The sequence below is a fragment of the Paenibacillus sp. OV219 genome (assembly GCF_900110075.1).
In the GTDB taxonomy this organism is placed as follows: Bacteria; Bacillota; Bacilli; order Paenibacillales; family Paenibacillaceae; genus Paenibacillus_Z.
The window spans coordinates 94,985-115,994 of record NZ_FOCJ01000013.1; the positions used below are offsets into that span (position 1 = coordinate 94,985).

Consider the following 21,010-nt stretch of genomic DNA (forward strand, 5'->3'; position numbering starts at 1 on the left):
AACAGCGCTGCATTAATAAAAAAAGAGCTCCAGCGAGGGAGCCCATTTTACACGTATCTCTCATTCAGTTTATCATTCAGTTTATCTTTCGGTTTCTCATTCAGCAGCACATTTGGTTGCTCATTCGGCTGTCTGCTTCGAAATGCCATACCGCTTCAGCTTGTATTGCAGCGCTTGCCGTTTGATGCCGAGCTCTTGCGCCGTTAGGCTAATGTTGAACGCATTCCGCTGCAGCGCTTCTTGTATCGCTTCACGCTCCATCTGCTTGATGCGATTGGTCAGCTTCTCATCCTCCGGTGCTTGCGAGGTAGGCAGCGATCTGCTCCGATCTTGCCGTTCTCCCAACAGATTGGCAGGAAGATGATGCTCGTCAATCAGCGTATCGTCGATCTCGACCATGTTGAACGCCGACTCAATCGCATGGCTGAGCTCCCGTACATTGCCTGGCCACGAATAAGAGGTCAGCCGAGTGAGCGCAGCAGGTGCAATGCCGGTCAATTGCATCCCGAACACGCCATTCATTTGCTCAATGAAATGATCGACAAGCAGCGGAATATCCTCTATTCGATCTTTGAGCAGCGGCAGCTCCAGCTTCACAACACTAAGCCGAAAATAAAGATCACCTCGCAAACGCCCCTCATCGAGCGCTCTCATCGGGTCCATATTCATCGCGGTAATGACTCGCACATCCGCTTGCATCTCGGTCGTCCCACCGATCCGGCGCACCATGCCGTCCTGCAGCACGCGAAGCAGCTTCGCTTGCAAGTAAATATCAAGGCTATTCAGTTCGTCGAGAAACAGTGTTCCGCCGCTCGCTTGCTCGAACAAACCTGCCCGATCGACTGCGCCGGTGAATGCGCCGCGCGTCGTGCCGAACATGATTCCTTCCAGCAGGTCTGCCGGTACAGCCGCACAGTTCTGCGCGATGAAAGGGCGGCTGCGGCGGACGCCTGCATTATGAATGCTTTGGGCGAACAGTTCTTTGCCAGTGCCGGTAGCACCGTAGATGAGTACAGGAGAATTGGTGCGCGACGTCTTTTTCGCCAGCTGCAGCACGTCCTGAAATGGCTTGCTCTGCCCAATGAGATCGCTGAACTCATAGCGTGCAGAGGCTTTACTCTTCGGATCCTTCTGCTTCGGCTGGTACAGCTGCTGCCTGAGATCCAGAATCTGATCATGCAGATGGACGATGCTCGTAATATCCTTCGCCACTTCAAGCGCACCGACGAGCCGGTTATTGTCATAGAGCGGATACGTGCTGTTGATCGTCATGATTCGCTTGCCATCGACGTTGAAATAGGTCTGAATTCGTGCAGGGAGCTGCTGCCCAGTCTGCAACACCTTCTCCAGCGTACTCGTCTCGATTGTGAGGGAGGGATAGAGATGCAAAATATTTTGCCCCAGCACCTGCTCACGGTTCAGCCCATCGATCTCCGCCATTTTGTCATTATAGAACACGGTATTACCCTCACGGTCGATGAAATGCACGCCGACGTCGATTGTATTAAGTAGCTTCTCAAAATAATTCGAAACGGAATCATTTCGCCCTAGCACCGCCGCACTTCCCTCCGCCTGGACGAAGCATGGAACTGACAACTGTTCCGATACGTCCTTATGAGAAACGGTATGCAAAATATTCGGGCGCAATGCGCGAAATAAACTCACCAGGGCGATAACCTAGCATACTGTGTATGAAGGTGGTGATTACGAAATGGAATTTACACTTGTCGCTTGGGTTACGTACACCATGTGGGCCGTACTCGGCTTCATGATCCTCGACTTCCTAACTGCATTTATCCCTTCGTTCTGGAAAGGGACTTTCGATACAACATTTCTTAGCTATTTGAAAGATATTCTCTACTATGTGTTACCGCTGAACTTTATTCTCTCCATGATACCGATTGATCCGACGGAGTACACGCTCATTGTGCTGTTCTTCTTAGGTGGAGCATCCGTCATCTTCAAGTATGTGATGGACATTATTGGCCGGTTTAAACGCGCAGCCGAGCAGCCCTCCGAATGACGGGGGGCTTCTTCGATTCTTCACGCACTCGCTCCTTCACGAAAATGGTATGGATAGGATATAATTGGATAGTCGTCCGTCAATTTATTTCATTATTTAGCGAAAGGTAGGTATATCGTCATGAAATTCAACGAGTACCGGTACGAACGCCCGGATGTGGCTTCATTCGAGGCGAAGTTCAAGGAAGAGTTGACGAAGTTTCAGTCAGCCGTGAGCTATGAAGAGCAGGATCTAGTAATGGCCGAGATCAACAAGCTGCGCAGCGAGTTCGACACTCAGCAGCAGTTGGCGAGCATTCGGCACTCGATTGACACGAACGATGAATTCTATAAAGCGGAGCAGGACTTCTTCGATGAGAACGGTCCGATCGTCCAGGAATACATAACCGATTACTACCGTGCGCTGGTCGATTCGAAGTTTCGTGTACAGCTGGAGCAGAAGTGGGGAAAGCAGTTGTTCTCCCTCGCCGAGCTTGCGCTGAAGACGTTCAACCCAGACATAATTGAAGATTTGCAGCTTGAGAACAAGCTGTCTACAGAATATTCGAAGCTGATCGCTTCTGCGAAAATCATGTTCGAAGGCGAGGAGCGCACGCTCTCGCAGCTCGGTCCATTCCAGCAGTCGACAGACCGGGATATGCGGAAAAGAGCGCTTGAAGCATCATCTGGCTTCATGGCCGAGAACGAAGCGAACTTCGACCGTATCTACGACGAGCTCGTGAAGGTACGCACGAATATCGCGAAGAAGCTTGGCTTCACGAATTTTGTTGAGCTTGGTTACGCACGGATGAGCCGTACCGACTACAATGCGGAGATGGTCGTTAACTTCCGTAAGCAAGTGCTCGAGAATATCGTGCCTGCGGCAACAAAGCTGCGTCAGCGTCAGCAGAATCGGATCGGTGTTGATGAGCTTCGCTACTATGATGAGAATTTTAGCTTCAAAAGCGGCAATGCGAAGCCGAAGGGCAATCCGGATTGGATCGTAGCGGGCGGTGCGAAGATGTACGCCGAGCTGTCACCGGAGACAGATGCATTCTTCCGTTTCATGCAGGACAACGGCCTTATGGATCTGGTGAGCAAGAAGGGCAAGCAGGGCGGGGGCTACTGTACGTACATTAGCGAGTATGGCGCACCGTTTATTTTCTCCAACTTCAACGGTACCTCCGGTGATATTGATGTATTGACGCATGAAGCGGGCCATGCTTTTCAAGTGTACGAGAGCCGCAGCTTCGCGGTGCCGGAATACAGCTTCCCGACCTATGAGGCGTGCGAGATCCACTCCATGAGCATGGAGTTCTTCACATGGCCGTGGATGAATCTCTTCTTCGAGGAAGATGCGGATAAATACCGGTTTGAGCACCTTGGCAGCGGCTTGCTGTTCATTCCGTACGGCGTGACAGTCGATGAATTCCAGCATTTCGTCTATGAGAACCCGGATGCGACGCCAACAGAGCGGAAGCAAGCATGGCGCGATATCGAGCGCAAGTACTTGCCACACCGTGACTATGCGGACAACGAGTACTTGGAGCGCGGCGGTTTCTGGCATAAGCAGGGCCATATCTTTGGCTCGCCGTTCTACTACATCGACTACACGCTTGCGCAAATCTGCGCGTTCCAGTTCTGGAAGCAAATGAATGAGGATCGCACAGCGGCGTGGGATGCTTACGTGAACCTATGCCGACAAGGCGGCAGCCTTTCCTTCACGGAGCTCGTGAAGGTGGCGGGTCTTATCTCGCCGTTCGAGGACGGCTGCGTGTCGTCGGTTATCGGCAGCATCGAGGGCTGGCTGGACAGCGTGGACGATACGGCGTTGTAAAGCGAGGCGCAGTTCAGATTAACATATTACAAAACACAAGCAAGCAGATGCTCTTCTCCGTGAAGGAGGGGAGGTCTGCTTGTTTTATTTTGGCGTGTCCTCAATTCGATTTATGAAAGCCGACGCTGCAGCCGTCAGGCTAGAGTTTCTCATCGTGGCAACTCCAATCTCACCTGCTGGCAAGGGAGCGACTGTCTTCAGCTCGAATAATACTCCACCTTCAATGAGACTGCTAACAGACGGATGAGGGACAAACGCTGCTCCATAGCCTCGCCTAGCAAATTCAATCAGTAGATCAATGCTGTTTAATTCGATATCGCTATTCGGCGTAAACCCTTGACTCGTGAACCACTGCTCTACGATTCGCCTTGTCGCACTGCTCGGCGATAGCATGAGGAGCGGCAGTTTGAGCAGATCTTCCGTCGAAACCGGAACTTTATGAAACGATTGGAAAGCATTGCTCACTACAAAACAGTTACGGATGGCAGCGAGAGGCCTGATCTCAATCTCGGGATCATGGACGGGTAGATGAACAAAGGCGATTTCAAGTGTTCGATTCTTAAGCTGATGCACAAGCTCCTTCGATTGCTCTGCAACTAAGCGTATACGAATCTCTGGGAAATCGGCATGGAAATGATCCAGAGCCGGTAGAACCTTTTCTTTCAATATCGTACCGCTCGCACCGATGCGAAGCAGACCAGACTTGAATTGCTTCACAAGCTGAAGCTCATTCTCACCTTGATCGAACTGTGAGAACGCGCGATCTATATATTCCAGCAGAAGCGTTCCTTCATAGGTTAGCTTCACACCTTTGGATAGACGATCGAACAAGACAACGTTCAGCGCTTCTTCTAATTGTTTAATCGCGTAACTGGCTGAAGGCTGCGTAATATGCAGCTTCTGTGCGGCTTTTGTTACATTGCCGAATTGAGCTGCATACAGGAAGATGCGGTACCACTCTGTATTAATCATTGTTGACATAGTTCCTCTCTATGACAAAGCTCGAATATTTCAATTTCTTTTATTTCAATTATAGAGCTAAACTAATGAAAACGATACATGGGATAGCAAGGGGAGAGAGTTATGGCAGCGAACTCATTTGGAGAACGGTTCAGAATTACGACATTCGGCGAATCACACGGTGAAGCGGTTGGTGTTATCGTTGATGGTGTGACGCCAGGCTTGGAAATCAATGAGGGATATATTCAAATTCAGATGGACCGGAGAAAGCCGGGGCAATCGTCCGTCACGTCACCACGCAAGGAATATGATCATGTCCATATTGTTTCTGGTGTTTATGAAGGCAGAGCGACGGGGACACCGCTCACCATCATTCTGTACAACAAAGATATGCGTCCGGAAGCTTACGACGATATAAAGCATAGTTACCGGCCAGGACATGCGGATTATACGTATATGCAGAAATACGGCCTACGCGATCACCGGGGCAGCGGCCGGGCATCAGGACGGGAGACGGCGGCTAGAGTAGCAGCAGGTGCTGTTGCCCGCAAGCTTCTCGAACAAAGAGGGATCTCGGTAGTTGCGTATACCAAAGAAGTCGGTGGTATTGAATGCTCTAGCTTCTCAGAGGAAGAGATCGAGCGAAATCCGGTCAGGGCTGCCGATCCAATTGCCGCTAAGCGGATGATTGAGCGAATCGAACATTTAGCGTCAATTGGCGATAGCTGCGGAGGCATAGTGGAGTGCAGAATTCGGGGTCTTGCTCCTGGTATTGGCGAGCCTGTCTTTGATAAGCTTGATGCAGAACTGGCTCGAGCAATGATATCCATCGGCGCTGTAAAAGGAATCGAGTTTGGGGCGGGGTTCGAAGCTGCGAGAATGCAAGGTAGCGAACATAACGATCCGATGTGTCGAGATGGATTCATGAGCAATCATGCAGGGGGAATCCTTGGTGGTATTAGCACGGGAGCCGACATCGTTTTTCGAGTTGCGGTCAAGCCGACTTCCTCGATTTCGGTCCCTCAGCAAACAATAGGGGAGAACGGGGAGGAACAGATCATCGTTACAAGGGGCAGACATGATCCCTGTATCTGCCCAAGAATTGTACCTGTCGTAGAAGCGATGGCATGTCTTGTTCTCGAAGATCAGATTAAGCGACAAGCAGTGATGCATGCATGAAGGATGATTTTCAAATAAATACCAGGTGTGATAATGTATTCGCATAAATCACTTTAACTGAAGGAGGATGAACAACATGCCTTCTCGTATTTATGCGCAGGATATGTTTCTTCGTTCGATCGAGCTAGAGCGGGAGCGCGTGCCTACTTTTGCCGGATATCCGTTTCATCTTGGGGCGATTCAGCACCTCGAACGGCTGGAGTTTCATCCAAAGGTAACGTATATCGTCGGTGAGAACGGAATGGGCAAGTCCACCTTGATGGAGGCGATTGCCGTTGCGTGGGGCTTCAATCCGGAGGGTGGAACGAAGAACTTCACGTTCTCGACACATGCATCGCATTCGAATTTATTCGAGTACATTCGGCTTGTTCGCGGGCTTAAGAAGGCAAGAGACGGCTTCTTCTTCCGTGCGGAGAGCTACTACAACTTGGCGAGCAACATTGATGAGTTAGATAAAGAGCCAGGATCGGTACCCTCGCTGATCGACTCTTATGGCGGGAAGTCGCTGCACGAGCAGTCGCATGGCGAGTCGTTCTTCGCAACCTTCATGAACCGCTTCGGGGGCAACGGGCTCTATATCTTGGACGAACCGGAAGCGGCGTTATCGCCGTTTCGGCAAATGGCGATGCTATCGAATATGCATGAGCTGATTCAGCAGAACTCGCAGTTTATTATCTCGACCCATTCTCCTATTCTGATGGCTTACCCGGACTCTATCATTTACTACTTGACGACAGACGGCATCGAGACGCGAAAGTTAGAGCAAACCGACCATTACATCGTCATGAAAGAGTTTCTGAATAACAAGGACCGCATGCTTCGGGAGCTGATGGAAGATGAGTAGAATTTGAGAGAGACCAATGGCAGCGGTATGATGAGTTGCAAGTCGTTGACAAACAGAGCTTCGTTAGTCGGTTTATCGAACTCGATAATCATGGTTATGTATGGAAGGACAAGGTGTATCAGCAGATTCTGGATGAGTTTTCTATTAAAAGCTTGGACTGGACTTTGCTGCTGGATGATTACATCCGCAATTTCCATAACCATTGTATAGGATTTCCCAACTTGGTAAGCATGCTTCAGCAGTTGAAGGAGCATCACATTAAACTGGCCTTGGTCTCCAACGGCTTCGGTCAATTCCAATATGATAACTTTAAGGCGCTGCACGTTGAACCATTATTCGATGAGGTACTCATCTCCGAGTGTCGAGCTAGTGGATGAGTCTGATGCTGATGCCGTAATTGTCGATCTGGAGGAGCTAGTGAACATTGTGCTTGGATAAAAACGGTCCCACTCGAAGTGTACCACTTGGTCCTCGGTCACGGCAGATGCTCTAACGAACTCAGGTGTAGTTATTCGATCCAAACTGCCGTACTGGAAAATCTAACGAACTCAGGTGACGTTATTTTGCCAAAATGAGCCTGTTTAAAGTGGAAATGTAAGGAATAACGCTGCTGGGATTCGTTAGAGTGGGGACGGGTCCGATTTCGGGCAAATAAGAATAGCTGGGTTCGTTAGCATGTTTATGGCCATACAAATAAGCCGCCCTCTGAAGGGCAGCCTACCGCAAAATCACGTGATTCCACTATATGCGCTTCTTCCGCCGCGTACTGGTGGCACCGCCGCTCCTAGTTCCAGTTCCAGTTCGATTCCCATTACCAGCACCGTTTCCAGTTCGTGCGCCGGTTCCATTGCCTCTCCCGGCCGTATTGCCATTTCCCGCGCCAGCACCGTGCCTACTATTGGTACTCTTCGATTTCCCCTTCGATTTGCCTTTCCTCTTTGCAGTCGCAGTTGCGGTCCCGTCATCGACTCCGCTCTCGGCTCCGGTTCCAGTCCCGGCTGCGTCCGTATTCGTACTCTGTTCGCTCGCATTCTCGTTTAAATCCGAAATCTTCTGGATCTCAACCGCATCCCCGATGAACACGATACCTTCGTTTTTCACGATTACGACTTTCCCAATCCAGCAGAATGGCACAGTAACCAACGTCCTTCTTCAAGAGTTTTTCACTCACATACTCTAGGAATATGCTCGTACTCTTGCAGAAGCATTGGCGTATCTAGCGGGTACAGATGCCTTTTTTAGCGCTTCTTCACGATTCTCGATTCGATATAGGCAACGATCTGATACATAATCGTAGCGACCGCCGCAATAATGAACAGACTGCTGATGACTAATGTGAAATTGAACACTTGAAATCCATAGATGATTAAGTAGCCTAAGCCTTCTTTTGCGACGAGAAACTCCCCTACGATAACCCCGACCCAAGCAAGACCGACATTAACTTTCAACGTGGAGATGATCGCTGGGAAGGAAGCAGGTAGGATGACTTTCAAGAAGGACTGCGTTCTTGTCGCGCCGAAGATGCGAACGACCTTCACATAGTTAGGGTCGACCTCCTTAAAAGCGGTATAGATGACCAGTGTCGTAATAATGACCGTGATCGATAGAATGGTTGCGATAATGGAGAGTATGCCGGAACCGAGCGCGACGATGAACAGCGGTCCAAGTGCCACCTTCGGCAGCGAATTGAGGACAACGAGATACGGATCGAGCACTTTGGCGAGGAAGGGACTCCACCAGATCAGCGTTGCGAGAATAAGTCCGCACAGCGTCCCTAGAACAAATCCGGCGATTGTCTCCGCAACCGTGACGCCGATATGGGGGAAAAGTGAGCCATCGACGGCTTTATCGTACAGCAGACGAAGGATCTTGCTCGGATAACTAAACAGGAAGACGTCAATCCATTTAAGTCGTCCCGCGCATTCCCAAGAGCCAAGGAAGAGAACGAGCAGCAAGCTACGGGCAATAAGTACGTAGAGCTTCTCCTTGTTGCGTGCTCTCTTATAAGCTTGGTAGAGATGAGCAGGATCCGTTGTTGTGACTCGCTGTGGCTCATGATTCGAATGATTCATAGCGGCTGTTTGCTCCTCTCCATTTGTTCAAAGGCTTGCCATACGAGGCGGAAAAACGATTGAAATCCGTCCTGCTCACGCGCCTGAGTTGGCAGCAAATCTGCGAGGCTCGAAGGAATGTCCACTTCCTTGTAGACGGTCCCCGGATTCGGCGCAAGAATGATGACCCTGTCGCTCATCGCAATCGCTTCCGCGATGTCGTGGGTGACAAGCAGCGATGTTTTGCGATGCTTCCTTAGTGTCTCGTAGATCAAATTCTCCAGCTGCAGCTTCGTCTGAAAATCAAGCGCTGAGAATGGTTCATCCAGGAACAGAACATCCGGCTCCGTCGCGAGCGTGCGAACGAGGGCAACCCGCTGTCGCATCCCGCCAGACAGCTCGCTCGGATAGCTGCCCGCATGGGCGCTTAAGCCCATCTCATCGAGCAGATGGAGCGCATACTCGCGCTTTAAGGGCGTCAGCTGTCTCATCAGCTCGAGCCCGATCATAATGTTCTCGCGGATTGTCCGCCATGGAAACAGATAGTCCTGCTGCAGCATGTAGCCGACTCTCGCAGTTGGCCCGTTCACCGGTTGTCCGAACAGCCGAACGTTTCCTTCCGACGGGGCGATCAAGCCTGCGATGATGGACAGAAGCGTCGTCTTGCCGCAGCCGCTCGGACCGACGAGCGATACGAACTCGCCAGCTTCCACGCTGAGCTGAATCTGCTTCAGTGCGAGCTTCGCGCCATGCTCATTCACATAAACATGCGATACATGATTGACTTCTACAGCACTTGTCATGCCTGTCACTCCTTCAAAATGAGGAAAGAAGCCGCGCTGACAAGCAGCAGGCGGCTTTGCTTCTTTCTCATGAAGCTGCATTATTTGACGTCCTTGATCGCTTTCTCTGCATATGAATTATTGACGAGTTTGCTATAATCGACTGGTTGTTTCAGCTCGCCGGCTTGCGTCATAATATCTTGCAGGTTCGCCCATTCCTCGCTGTCAATGATGGGATCGGTAGCGTAGGAGCCTTGATCCTTATACCGCTGAACAACGCTGCGTATAAGTTCAATGTCGGTATCTGGGAAGAATGGGGCAACGGCATCGGCAATCTCATTCACACTATGCTCTTGCACCCACAGCTGGCCTCTGTACACGGCGTTCGTGAACTTTTGGACTGAATCAGCATTCTTCTTCATGAAGCTGCTCTTTGTCATGTAAGCCGTATAAGGTAGGTGGCCGCTCTCGGTGCCGAAGGATGCGACAACATAACCTTTGCCTTGCTGCTCTAGCATCGTAGCGGATGGCTCGAATAATTGCACGAACTGCTCATCGCCGGAGGTGAAAGCTGGAACGATATTCGCGAATTCGACGTTCTGGATAAGCTCAAGATCTTTCTGCGGATCGATGCCATGCTTCTTCAGCACGAACTCGCCTGCCATCTGCGGCATACCGCCTTTGCGCTGGCCGAGGAATTTGGACCCCTTCAGCATATCCCATGTAAAGTTGTCAATCGGTGTGCGCGAGATGAGGAACGTACCGTCTGTTTGTGTTAGCTGAGCGAAGTTGATGACCGGGTCATCAGAGCCTTGAAGGGAAACGTAGATCGACGTCTCGGAACCGACAAGTGCGACATCGATGTTGCCGCTGAGTAGTGCCGTCATTGTTTTGTCTCCACCTGGTGTCGTCGTGAGCTCGACATCAAGCCCTTCATCCTTAAAAAATCCATTCGTAATGGCTACATATTGCGGTGCGTAGAAGATGGAGCGAGTCACTTCGCCGATGCGAATCTTAGTCGCTTCTGTTTTCTTCCCGCTGCAGCCTGCCAGCAGTAATGTGAGCATTACTGTGATGGCAGTTAGCGCGATAAACGTTTTTTTCAATCTGATCCCTCCAGGCAATATCTATCAATGTAGTTTCATGCTATGCATGCGCCTAGAAAGGGTGAAGGGTCAGTTACCATAAAGTTGGAAAATAGTGAGAATTAATGCTCGTAAGCGCAACCAAAACGGTTTATAGTAAAGGGGTACAATCCATTATTGGCAGGAGGGAATCGAAGTTGAACCAATCGTGTTTGAACTACGCACTCACCGCTGAAGAACGGAAGACATTCGAAGAAACAGGTTATCTCATTGTGGAAGACGCGTTATCACCGGAACAAATCATCGAACTAACAACAGAATTTGACCGCATCTATGAGCGTAAGCTCAGCGAGGGGCATGACCCGAAGACGGCGCTATTTTATCCAAATTTCATTCCCGATCATGAATCGTTCTTATCGCTCGTTGATTATGAGAAAGTACTGCCGAAGGTATGGGGCATTCTCGGCTGGAATATCTATTTGTACCATGCACATATGATTTCAACACCACCATCGGGTCAGCTGAAAAATGATGGCACATTCGGTTGGCATCAAGACAGCGGCAGAGTGAACAGAGAAATCGAGAGCCATCCGCGCCCGAGGCTGTCACTCAAAGTCGCTTATTTCTTATCCGACGTCTCTGAGCCGGACCGCGGCAACTTCTGGGTCGTACCAGGAAGCCATCTGCACGATGAAATCGATATTCCTGCCCATCGCCATGGACAGCCGGAAGGAGCGATTCCGGTGTGTGTAAAGCCTGGATCAGCCGTATTCTTCGATCGGCGGCTATGGCATGCAGGCACTCCGAACTGGTCGACAGAGCTGACCCGTAAGGTGCTGTTCTACGGTTACGGCTATCGCTGGCTTCGTACGAAGGATGATATGACCGTCTCGCATCTGTGGGAGCAGAGCGATCCGATTCGCCGCCAGCTGCTTGGAGCCGGGGTTAATTGCAACGGCTTCTACTCGCCGTCGGATGAGGATGTACCGCTGCGAACATGGCTGAAGGAGCATCAGCCGGAGCTTGTATAGAGCAGACACGGTCCCATGAAATTGTGGGCTCCCCGCAACTTTTTGACCGATTGCTCGTCTTCACACCATACAAAGAAAAGTAAAGCAGTGGGGATCGGGTATGAATAAATCAGTCATTGGAGCAGCTTCCATATGCTTGATGCTGCTTACGTCTTGCGGGATTGCAGCAGCGCCGCCGACTGCCACTAAGCAGGCAGAGGCTTTCAGTATAGAACAGGATCAGAGCGTCCCTTTCCAGCAGCAGGTTGTACCTATAATGGAGGAGCTCGTGGAGAAATACTACAGCGGGAACGAAGCAGAATTTAACGCACAGACTGAACTCTACTTCGATGATCAGGATGCAGCCAATATGCATCTGGTCTTTCTCGTCAAACAGAAGGAATCCAAGGTGTTTCAAGCTTTTCGCAAGGATATAGAGGCGAGGCTCGGGCTTCAGGTTATTTTCAAGTCGTATATTCCAGTTGCTTAAAGAAAGGCTTCGGTGACTTTGCTATGAACAAAAGCGAGCTTGATACGCCTTATGTGCTTATTGATCTTGATGCCGTTGATCGCAACATTGCGAGAATGCAGGATATTGCTGACCGTGCCGGGGTATCGCTTCGTCCGCACGTGAAGACGCATAAGCTTCCGGTTCTTGCTCATAAGCAAATAGAAGCTGGCGCAGTCGGCGTAACCGTTGCTAAGCTCGGTGAGGCGGAAGTGATGGCGGCAGGCGGTGTCCGCGATATTCTGATCGCGTATCCGATTGTCGGGAAGCAGAAGCTCGATCGGCTTATTCGACTAGCTAAGCATGTCAATGTTACGGTCGCGGTGGACAGCTTTGCAGCTGCTGAAGCCATATCGGTAGCGGCGATGGAAGCGAATATGACGATCGGCGTTCTCGTCGAGTTCGACTGCGGATTTCGCCGTGTGGGGCTTGAAGCCGGCGTGCCGGTGCTGGAGCTTGCGATGCAGCTTGTTCAACTGCCTGGGATCGAGATCAAGGGCATCATGACATTCGGTGGGCAAGCGTATCAAGCAGCCGATGAAGCAGAGTTGCGCCGAATCGGGCGGGAGGAAGGGCAGGCGGCTGCCGATACGGCAGAGCTACTGAATGATGAGGGAATTGCCGCAGATATCGTGAGCGCAGGTTCGTCACCAGGCTCGCAATATACGGCGTTTGTGCAGGGAGTGACAGAGATACGGCCGGGAACGTATATTTTCGGCGATCTCATGCAAGTGGCGCTCGGCGCTCAGTTACTGGAGGATTGCGCATTAACCGTCAAGGTGACGGTCGTCAGCAGGCCTGCACCTGGCAGAGCGGTCATCGATGCAGGGACCAAGGTGTTCACGTCAGATGGGGCAGCTTCGCCGATCGGGACGGGTAAAGGATATGTCGTCGGCCATCCGGGCATCAAGCTGGCTTGGATGTCAGAGGAGCACGGCATGCTGGAACTAGGCGAGAATGAGCGGTCGCTCGCAATTGGTGACACGCTCGAGATCATACCTGTTCACTGCTGCGCTGTCATGAACATGGTTGACGAAGTTGCGGCGGTTCGCGGCGAAGAGATCGAGGCGTTCTGGGAAGTGCAGGGGCGTGGGAAGTCGAGATAGTATGCGTCCGTGCAAATAGAATCAGAATGAGGATCGGCGTAACGAGGTTCACTACTTCGATTGATAGGTTTATCAAGCCCGCGTAAAGAACGCGGGCTTTTTTATGCTGCAATTAGCTGTGCATGAGCGTCTACTCTGCACGGAAAGTATTAAATGCAGCGAATAATGGGAATAGCTGTATCAGCGATATTGTCAATAAAATGGATACGCGAATTTTGTTTATAGTACGATTGAGAGCGCGATTTTGCTCGTCATTACCTATATATGTTTGAGCTTATTCCGGATTGTGATGCGAAAGGACGGTTTATACGATGAATCCTCTTGATCAGCTGTTTCATCGCAATGTTCTGTTCCTGATCTGCTGTATTGTCGTAAGCATGATCATCGTTTGGAGGCTGCCTCGCGGCTTCCCGCGATCCATGAGCATTATTATAATGCTGTTCAGCCTGGACTTAGCCAAGGGGTTAGATAATACGATTGGTCTGGAGCCATTTATCTTCTACAATACGAATATTAACCCGAAATTTGATTTTGCAGATGCGCTGACATGGGTGCTGTACCCGATGATCGGATACTTGTTCACCTACATCTTTAACAGGTATCGGATCGAAGGGATGATGATTACGATCTACATCATTGCTTGGTCTTGCTTCGCTATTGTCTTTGAATGTGTATGTGTTTACTTTGAAGGGTTCACTTATATTGAGTGGAAGCTGTACTACTCCTTCTGCGTTTATCTCACGGTTCAAATGTTATACGTGCTGATGTTCACTACATTAAAGCGCCGATATGTGATCGACAAGCGTGAAGCAAAAAGGAGTCAGATGCAAGCATGAGCTACCAATTCTTATCCGGACCGCCCCGCAGGCAGCAAGCGCTGCTTAGCATCGACGGGTTAACCTTTCTGCGTTGGCAGGATCCGCGGATTATCTTATGGTGGTCGATCTCTTTTCCGGGCTTCGGTCACTTCCTGCTCCATCGGTTTGTGCGCGGCTTCATCTTCTCAACATGGGAGGTTGGCATGAATTCGGCCGCACACATTAATGAAGCGATCGCTTATTCATTCTCCGGAAGGTTCGAGCTTGCAATCTCGGTATTGGAGAAAAAATGGGTTATTGCTTACGCCATCGTATATCTATTCGCGATTTGGGATAGCTACGTGAAGTCAGTGGATGCCAACAAACAGTACCATCTTGCCAAGCTGGAAGGCGTCCAGTTCCAGTCCAATGTGATGAAGCCTTGGTGTATTACGTCTATTGGACAGAAAAGACCGGTTGCAGCCATGGTCTGCTCGATGTTCTTCCCGGGACTTGGTCAGTTGTACAACAATCGGATCAGCCTCGGGTTCTACGGAGTTTTCTGGTGGTTCATTTACTTGACCTTATCCCATTCACACGAAGCACTCCTTCTTCTGTTGCTGGGACGGCTATCGGAGGCGAACGCAATCATAGATCCTCAATGGCTTCTATTCATGCCATCCGTTCTTGGCGGCGCAATGTACGATGCGTATATGACGGCTAGGGATCATAACCGGTTATTCCGCCTTGAACAGAAGACGTACCTGGAGAAGCGGTATCCGCAGTTTCCGTTGCGATTATTCGAAGGGGAGAGGGAGCCTTGCTGATCATCAGTACGTTTGAACACAGCATCGAGGTTGAGCAAGCGCTTGCCGTACTGGAGTCAATCGGGGTGCACCGCGAGAAAATAATGACAGTCATAATGGACAATCACGATGAACGAATCGATAAGAATGCGACCAACCATCCGAACAAAACGACTTTGGCCTTCGAGGTGGGAATGGCATGCAGTACCGCGCTATCCGTCATCGGGATTAGTGCTGGTTTTGTTTTGGAATGGGGACCGATTATATGGGGAATTTTGTCTGCTGCATTCGGATTCCTTATTGGTTATGTAGGAACTCGAATTCTTCAGAAGAAGTATTTCAGGCAAGTGCTGCGGATGAAGGAAAGGCTTCCGGAGCTTGCGGTTCTAATAGATTGCCAGGAGAGCCACTTCCATGATGTGCAGCGTATTCTGTGGGAGTATCGGGCCTTATCAGTCGGGACTATTAAGCAGTAATAAACTTCAATTCATTGCATCTAGATGGAGCCCACGTTAAGATTCTAGTAAATACAACTTACTAGGAGTGTCACTCCTGACGATTAGCGTTCCTTTGCCTTGGAGAGAAGTTCTTATAGACGAGGCCACTCACACCATTACCGGTGATGTCCGAATTATTGAAGCATTCCCGATTCCGCAGCTGCAAACGGAGCGTAGAGTCTGGATTTATTTGCCGGGGAGCTACAACAAAGGGGATCGCAGCTACCCGGTCCTCTATATGCAAGATGGACAGAATGTATTTAATCAAGCGACGTCCTGGGGAACGGAGTGGGGCGTCGACGAGACGTTGGAGCAGATGGCGCTGGAGGATCCGGCGCTCGAGGCTATCGTGGTCGCTATTGATAATGGCGGTAACGAGCGCAACAATGAATATAACTTCACGATTAATGCGGATTATGGCTTCGGGGGCAAAGGAGAGGGATACTGGCCCACCAGACGATAATAGCAGCAGGGGTCCCCGAGAGCCAAGTTCGATTCGATTTCGTTCCCGGCGGAACGCACCACGAATCCACTTGGAGCAAGCTCTTTCCTGAGGTACATCGGTGGCTGCTTCAGCCATAAATCCGATTGCATCTTCTCATAGGCAACAAGAAGGCACTCCACTCGCGGAGTGCCTTTTCACATGTTGTGACTACTTCAACATCTTCTGCAGAAAAGCGATTGGCGTGGAAGAAGGATCCAGTTCAGACAGGCCATACAAGTCACTCCAGCTGTAGATGATCAGAAATGGCAATAGACCGATGGCAACGACAGCAATAACGAAACCGAGCAACAGCAACCGGACTGCTTTTCCCGCGTTCATGCTTCTCATCTCCTCCGAACACTAGTCAAATGCCGCATCCATTATTACTCTATGCAGGTTGAGTGCGAAACTGGTAATAAATTAGCAAAAAACTTACGTTAACGTGAGTAATTTTTGTTATGATAAAGAATATGACTAGTGGAAAGGAGAATTGAGGGACGGATGATGAATGAGTCGCACAAATATACGATGGAAGAAGTGACCGAGCGTCTGGGCATTACGGCGCGAACGCTTCATTATTACGAAGAGATCGGCCTACTACCTGCCGTGACCCGGTCCGAAGGGCGTCACCGCTTATTCGATGAGGCGATGCTGCAGCGGATTGAGCATATTTTGAAGCTGAAGCAGGTGCTTGGGGCGTCATTGGTTGAAATCCGTGAGATTATGCAAGCAGAGGAAGAGCTAGACCGAATTCGGGCGACGTACTACAGTAATGGGGCGTCGGATGACGAGAAGGACCGGCTGCTTGACGAAGCAGCGCTGAGACTGCAGGAGATTATTACGCACATTGACGAGAAGCTCGAGAAGCTTCAGACACTCAGGCAAGGCTTCAGTGACCGGCTTGAACGAGCTACCAGGTTAAAGCAGCGATCTGAGTAAGCAAGCAGGAAGAGGGAGAGTACGAATGGATCAATCGCGAAAATGGTGGATTTTGTCGGTAACGAGTCTTGGCTCCTTACTATCCGCACTCAATTTCAGCACACTCATAATTGCACTGCCGGATTTGCTCAAAGGGCTGCACGCCTCGCTGCTTCAAGCGATGTGGGTGATGCTGTCTTATATGGTTGCACAGACCGTAATGGTACTTATGGCGGGTTCACTTGCTGACCGGTTTGGGCGCAAACGAATCTATATCGCAGGCATGATGTTGTTTACGGTTGTTTCGTTCGTGTGCGGTTTCGCAGATGACGCTCCGCTGCTGATCATCCTTCGGATTCTGCAAGGGGTCGGTGGAGCAATGGTAATGGCGAATAGTACCGCGATTGTCGCGGATGCTTTTCCAAGGGAAGAGCTTGGCAAGGCACTTGGCATTAACATTATGGTTATCGCTGTCGGCCAAATCATCGGACCTGTGCTCGGCGGCTGGCTGACGACCGCGTTCGGTTGGGAGTGGACCTTCTGGTTCAACGTGCCTTTCGGTATTATCGGCGTCGTGTGGGGCTTGCGTGTCATGGGTGTGAAAGACGATAAGATTGCTGCTCCGAAGGCTGGCGGGCTTGATCGCGGCGGCGTTATTACGTATGTCATCTCGGTTACCGGTCTCTTGATCGCGCTGACTTGGGGGCCGATTCAAAGCTGGACTTCGCCTGTGGTCTGGATTTCCGGAGCTGTCTTTATCGTGTTGTTCCCGGTCTTCCTGATCTGTGAGAAAAAGCATCCGAATGCGCTCTTGCATCTGCCGCTGTTTACGAACCGAATCTTCTCGTTCGGGATCGTATCCGCAACACTGAACGCGATTGCTCGGATGGCTGTAATGTTTATGTTGATCTTCTATTTTCAAGGCGCGCTTGAGAAGGATGCACTCGTCGCTGGGATTATGACGATTCCGCTTGCTGCTGGAATGCTCGTCGTTTCGCCGCTTGCTGGCAGTCTTGGAGATAAATACGGCGAGACGATGCCGGCGACGCTTGGCTTGTTCCTGAGCATATTCGGACTGGTAGGGCTGGCGCTTGATACTGGAATGTCGACGCCGTTCTGGCATCTCGCTGTTTACATGACGATCATTAGTATCGGATCGGGGTTGTTCAACTCGCCGAACTCCAGTAGCATTATGAATGCAGCCGGGGCAAAATACCGCGGTGAAGCTTCCGGGATCCGCTCGCTCACAACGAACATGGGCATGATGCTCAGCATCGCGTTCTCCATGCCGATCGTGACGCATAGCATTCCGCATGATGCGATGCTTGCGATTTTCTCAGGGACGCAGGTTGGTATGAACGGCGACAAGTCGTCGCTTGACGGTTTTATTAGTGGCTTGCATGCCGTATTCTGGTTTATGGCTGCGCTAATGGCGCTTGCTGCGGTGATGTCGTATATGCGTTCGAACAAGCGGTCGCACGGTATGGGCCAGTCAGTTCATCCAAAGTAAGTGAGAAGTAAGAGGAATGAGATATGTAAGGTAAGAAAGTTAAGCAGTTCGCAGAAGGAGATTTTATTGAAATGCCGGATCGATCCGTATATTTGAAATTGTGGGCTGTATCGCTCTTATGGGGCTGCAATTATGTGGCAAGCGCGTATATGCTGCGCGATTTCTCGCCGATTTTCTTATCGTTTGCTCGGCTTGTCGTCATGTCGTTGTTTCTATTGTCCGTAGCGGCTGTCAATCGCTCGATGCGATGGCCGAATAAGCGGGAGTGGGGACTTCTGCTGTTTGCAGGTATTTCGGGCACACTGATTAACCAGCTATTCTATTTCACAGGCTTGCAGCATTCGACTGCTGGTAATGCAGCTTTGATCATTGCGTTGTCTCCGATAGCGACAACTCTGCTGGCACGGATGTTTCTGAAAGAAGAGTTTACATTGCCGAAGCTGGCTGGTGCGGTCGTCGCGTTGACTGGTGTCATTTGCATTGTGCTGTTTGGCGGTAAGGAGCTTGGCATTTCGGTAGGGGATGTTTACTTGTTGCTCGCGATGCTAGGCATGTCTGTCAGTCTGTTGTTCATCCGAAAGCTGACCATTGCGATGTCGTCTTATGAAGTAACGATCTATTCTACCGTTATTGGCACGATTCTGATGACGCCGGCAGTTGCGTATGAAGGGCTTGCAGGTCACCTACATGGGAGCCACTATGCGATGACTTGGCTGCTGCTGATTTCTGTCGCGGTCATTGGTCAAGGGATAACCGGCTTCTGGTGGAACCGAGGCATCGCCGTCGTAGGTGCTTCCGTGAGCTCGATGTTCATGAACATTCCGCCGTTCGTTGCGATCATCGTCAGTTATTTTGTGCTTGGCGATCCGATCAAGCCCGCGCAGATCGCCGGAGGGGTGTTGATTCTCGCTGGCGTTGCGCTTAGTAATATGAAGCGGCGGGCGGCGGTTTCGCCGTCGGCGGCGAGTGTGGATGCATAGTAGGGAAAGCCGCGAGTGAAGCCGAAGGTGAAGTGTGAGCGAAGCTGCGAGTGAAGCCGAGAATGAAGCTGCGTGTGGAGCCGCGAGTAAAGCCGCGAGTATAGGCTCGCGGCTTTTTTTTGTTTTTATGCGGTGAATCGTGTACCGAATAGGATGAGCACTTGGTTCGGAGCTGTCCGCTTCAGCACATAATATCCGCTGCCTGGTACTGGTGCCGCGGTTGCTTGGCCGTTGTTAGCTGGCTTACACAGTGCGCCGGGCAGGCAGGACCCATCGTCTCTCACGAGCAGCTTGCCAAGCATTCCGACAGCAACCCATTCGGGACGGCTTATTCGCGGAATGTATGGCTGGCTAGGGTCCCAAGCGGGGTTAAGCTGCGGCTGTTGTTCCGTATGCTCGGGCACGAGGACATGTCCGTTCCGATCGAGAAGGGCAGGTACGTTCACGTCGTGGTAGAGAGTCCCTCCCCATTCGTCGGTGAGGAATTTGCTCGGCCAGTTTAGTTCGGCATTGCCGGAGAGGAAAGCGGGCTTGCGGCTGGATATGCCGACGAGGAAAGGATCCGCTGCTGTTGCGATGCGAACCTTATCGCCAGCTAGTGCGAGGAAATAGCCTGGTTCAATCGGATTGCCGTCGAATGTTTCGAACATTTCGGCGTAGTCGGCGGCTGGGCTGCTGACTGACCCGTCAATCTTGACGTCGCCGGTGCTCAATATCGCTGCTGCAAGTCCAGGCGCCTCAATAGATGTGCCGTTGGCTAGATACCAGGAGTAAGAGAGCGAGTTCGCTGCGCCGAATTGGCCCATAATGTGCACGCCATCGAGCATGTTCGTCGATGTGCCGAGCCCTTCCGCATGCGAGAAGGAGCTATCCGCGACAGTGTTGACGCCTTGAGCGTGGGAAGAGAAGCCACTGGCTGTCGTTACCGCGCCTTCGGCGTGAGAGGATTGGCCGCTAGCGATCGATTGACTGCCTTCGGCATGGGAGAGATCGCCGGTTGCTTGCGACCGCTGCCCCTCCGCGTGTGCGGCGATGCCGGTCGCGGCGGTGAGATTGCCTTCGGCATGCGAAGCTCGTCCGCTCGAAGTATTGGATTCGCCTTCGGCATGCGAGCCTTCGCCGCTGGCGATTGTTTCTAGTCCTTCGGCGTGGGAATCGAGCCCCGTCGCCTGGGTCAGTTCACCTTCGGCATGCGCGTTGAGTGCGCTTGCCGTTGTCAGTTGGCCTTCCGCGTGGGCGCGGTCACCGAGCGCGAGCGTGAGTTCGCCTTCGGCGTGCGCGTAGAGGCCTACGGCCATCGCAGCACCGCCTTCCGCGTGCGAAGCGGGGCCGATCGCCTGCGTGGCGTAGCCTTCGGCATGTGCGGCGAACCCGCCCGCCGCCGAGAGGTAGCCCTCGGCGTGGGCGGCCTCGTTCGCCGCGTCGGTGTTGCGGCCTTCGGCGTGGCCGTATAGCCCATGAGCCACCGAGGCGCCGCCCTCCGCATGCGAAGCAGGGCCAATTGCCTGCGTGGCGTAACCTTCGGTGTGCGAAGCGAAGGCGCCTGCCGTCGTTTGGAATCCCTCGGCGTGTGCTGCCGTTCCGCTCGCTGTAGTATCCGTGCCTTCGGCCTCCGAACAGCTGCCGGTCGCCTGGGCGTTACAATCTGCCATATG

General features: G+C 51.4%; 23 protein-coding genes. 15 read left to right on the forward strand and 8 right to left on the reverse strand.

Annotated features, from left to right (window positions below; translation table 11 throughout):
* Positions 1–120: 120 nt before the first annotated feature.
* Positions 121–1,554 carry a sigma-54 interaction domain-containing protein gene (locus BMY11_RS25095; protein WP_090582568.1) on the reverse strand — a complete coding sequence of 478 codons (1,434 nt, stop codon included), beginning with the start codon at positions 1,552–1,554 and terminating at the stop codon, positions 121–123.
* Between the two features lie 157 nt (positions 1,555–1,711).
* On the opposite strand from BMY11_RS25095, the gene BMY11_RS25100 reads away from it, so the two are divergent.
* Together BMY11_RS25100 and BMY11_RS25105 are read left to right on the forward strand one after the other, a co-directional pair.
* A complete protein-coding gene (locus BMY11_RS25100) occupies positions 1,712–2,023 on the forward strand; it encodes a hypothetical protein (protein WP_090582570.1) in 312 nt (103 codons plus the stop codon).
* 120 nt (positions 2,024–2,143) lie between these two features.
* Positions 2,144–3,838, forward strand: coding sequence for a M3 family oligoendopeptidase (locus BMY11_RS25105; protein ID WP_090582573.1), 1,695 nt, complete (start codon positions 2,144–2,146; stop codon positions 3,836–3,838).
* A gap of 84 nt (positions 3,839–3,922) precedes the next feature.
* Here the strand turns inward: BMY11_RS25105 and BMY11_RS25110 are convergent, their stop codons facing one another.
* The gene (locus BMY11_RS25110) at positions 3,923–4,810 is read right to left on the reverse strand and encodes a LysR family transcriptional regulator (protein ID WP_090582575.1); all 888 of its coding nucleotides are present in this window, start codon (positions 4,808–4,810) and stop codon (positions 3,923–3,925) included.
* 111 nt (positions 4,811–4,921) lie between these two features.
* Between BMY11_RS25110 and aroC the strand changes: the two genes are divergently transcribed.
* From aroC to BMY11_RS25125, 3 genes are all read left to right on the forward strand, one after another.
* A complete protein-coding gene (aroC, locus tag BMY11_RS25115) occupies positions 4,922–5,977 on the forward strand; it encodes a chorismate synthase (protein ID WP_090582577.1) in 1,056 nt (351 codons plus the stop codon).
* Positions 5,978–6,080: 103 nt separating this feature from the next.
* Complete coding sequence (locus tag BMY11_RS25120) at positions 6,081–6,821, forward strand: AAA family ATPase (RefSeq protein WP_371262947.1); 741 nt, start codon at positions 6,081–6,083, stop codon at positions 6,819–6,821.
* 35 nt (positions 6,822–6,856) lie between these two features.
* A complete protein-coding gene (locus tag BMY11_RS25125) occupies positions 6,857–7,198 on the forward strand; it encodes an HAD family hydrolase (protein WP_090582581.1) in 342 nt (113 codons plus the stop codon).
* Between the two features lie 364 nt (positions 7,199–7,562).
* On the opposite strand, the gene BMY11_RS25130 is transcribed toward BMY11_RS25125, so the two are convergent.
* The 4 genes from BMY11_RS25130 to BMY11_RS25145 form a co-directional block, all read right to left on the reverse strand.
* Positions 7,563–7,922 carry a hypothetical protein gene (locus BMY11_RS25130; RefSeq protein ID WP_143069348.1) on the reverse strand — a complete coding sequence of 120 codons (360 nt, stop codon included), beginning with the start codon at positions 7,920–7,922 and terminating at the stop codon, positions 7,563–7,565.
* 137 nt (positions 7,923–8,059) lie between these two features.
* The gene (locus tag BMY11_RS25135) at positions 8,060–8,893 is read right to left on the reverse strand and encodes an ABC transporter permease (RefSeq protein ID WP_090582585.1); all 834 of its coding nucleotides are present in this window, start codon (positions 8,891–8,893) and stop codon (positions 8,060–8,062) included.
* Complete coding sequence (locus BMY11_RS25140; RefSeq protein ID WP_090582727.1) at positions 8,890–9,675, reverse strand: ABC transporter ATP-binding protein; 786 nt, start codon at positions 9,673–9,675, stop codon at positions 8,890–8,892. The genes BMY11_RS25135 and BMY11_RS25140 overlap by 4 nt, the downstream gene beginning before the upstream one ends.
* Before the next feature lie 80 nt (positions 9,676–9,755).
* On the reverse strand, positions 9,756–10,721 hold the full coding sequence (locus BMY11_RS25145; RefSeq protein WP_090582729.1) for an ABC transporter substrate-binding protein: 966 nt from the start codon (positions 10,719–10,721) through the stop codon (positions 9,756–9,758).
* Between the two features lie 215 nt (positions 10,722–10,936).
* On the opposite strand from BMY11_RS25145, the gene BMY11_RS25150 reads away from it, so the two are divergent.
* From BMY11_RS25150 to BMY11_RS25180, 7 genes are all read left to right on the forward strand, one after another.
* On the forward strand, positions 10,937–11,770 hold the full coding sequence (locus BMY11_RS25150; RefSeq protein WP_090582587.1) for a phytanoyl-CoA dioxygenase family protein: 834 nt from the start codon (positions 10,937–10,939) through the stop codon (positions 11,768–11,770).
* A gap of 100 nt (positions 11,771–11,870) precedes the next feature.
* Complete coding sequence (locus tag BMY11_RS25155; RefSeq protein WP_090582590.1) at positions 11,871–12,239, forward strand: hypothetical protein; 369 nt, start codon at positions 11,871–11,873, stop codon at positions 12,237–12,239.
* A gap of 23 nt (positions 12,240–12,262) precedes the next feature.
* Positions 12,263–13,363 carry an alanine racemase gene (locus BMY11_RS25160; RefSeq protein WP_090582592.1) on the forward strand — a complete coding sequence of 367 codons (1,101 nt, stop codon included), beginning with the start codon at positions 12,263–12,265 and terminating at the stop codon, positions 13,361–13,363.
* A gap of 311 nt (positions 13,364–13,674) precedes the next feature.
* Positions 13,675–14,199 (forward strand): hypothetical protein, encoded by a 525-nt coding sequence (locus BMY11_RS25165; RefSeq protein WP_090582594.1) that lies wholly within the window; start codon positions 13,675–13,677, stop codon positions 14,197–14,199.
* Complete coding sequence (locus tag BMY11_RS25170) at positions 14,196–14,987, forward strand: hypothetical protein (RefSeq protein WP_090582596.1); 792 nt, start codon at positions 14,196–14,198, stop codon at positions 14,985–14,987. The genes BMY11_RS25165 and BMY11_RS25170 overlap by 4 nt, the downstream gene beginning before the upstream one ends.
* Positions 14,981–15,442: a hypothetical protein gene (locus BMY11_RS25175; RefSeq protein ID WP_090582598.1), complete on the forward strand. Its 462-nt coding sequence runs from the start codon at positions 14,981–14,983 to the stop codon at positions 15,440–15,442. The genes BMY11_RS25170 and BMY11_RS25175 overlap by 7 nt, the downstream gene beginning before the upstream one ends.
* A 94-nt stretch (positions 15,443–15,536) precedes the next feature.
* Positions 15,537–15,926, forward strand: a complete 390-nt coding sequence (locus tag BMY11_RS25180; protein WP_256217764.1) for an alpha/beta hydrolase-fold protein — start codon at positions 15,537–15,539, stop codon at positions 15,924–15,926.
* A gap of 189 nt (positions 15,927–16,115) precedes the next feature.
* Here the strand turns inward: BMY11_RS25180 and BMY11_RS29020 are convergent, their stop codons facing one another.
* Complete coding sequence (locus BMY11_RS29020) at positions 16,116–16,286, reverse strand: hypothetical protein (RefSeq protein WP_177182823.1); 171 nt, start codon at positions 16,284–16,286, stop codon at positions 16,116–16,118.
* Between the two features lie 162 nt (positions 16,287–16,448).
* On the opposite strand from BMY11_RS29020, the gene BMY11_RS25185 reads away from it, so the two are divergent.
* The 3 genes from BMY11_RS25185 to BMY11_RS25195 all read left to right on the forward strand — a co-directional run bounded on the left by BMY11_RS25185 (position 16,449) and on the right by BMY11_RS25195 (position 19,355).
* Complete coding sequence (locus tag BMY11_RS25185) at positions 16,449–16,886, forward strand: MerR family transcriptional regulator (RefSeq protein WP_090582600.1); 438 nt, start codon at positions 16,449–16,451, stop codon at positions 16,884–16,886.
* Between the two features lie 25 nt (positions 16,887–16,911).
* Positions 16,912–18,375, forward strand: coding sequence for an MFS transporter (locus BMY11_RS25190; protein ID WP_090582602.1), 1,464 nt, complete (start codon positions 16,912–16,914; stop codon positions 18,373–18,375).
* A 71-nt stretch (positions 18,376–18,446) separates the two neighbouring features.
* Positions 18,447–19,355 carry a DMT family transporter gene (locus tag BMY11_RS25195; RefSeq protein WP_090582604.1) on the forward strand — a complete coding sequence of 303 codons (909 nt, stop codon included), beginning with the start codon at positions 18,447–18,449 and terminating at the stop codon, positions 19,353–19,355.
* A gap of 125 nt (positions 19,356–19,480) precedes the next feature.
* Here the strand turns inward: BMY11_RS25195 and BMY11_RS25200 are convergent, their stop codons facing one another.
* Positions 19,481–21,007 (reverse strand): peptidase G2 autoproteolytic cleavage domain-containing protein, encoded by a 1,527-nt coding sequence (locus tag BMY11_RS25200; protein ID WP_090582606.1) that lies wholly within the window; start codon positions 21,005–21,007, stop codon positions 19,481–19,483.
* Positions 21,008–21,010 lie beyond the last annotated feature (3 nt).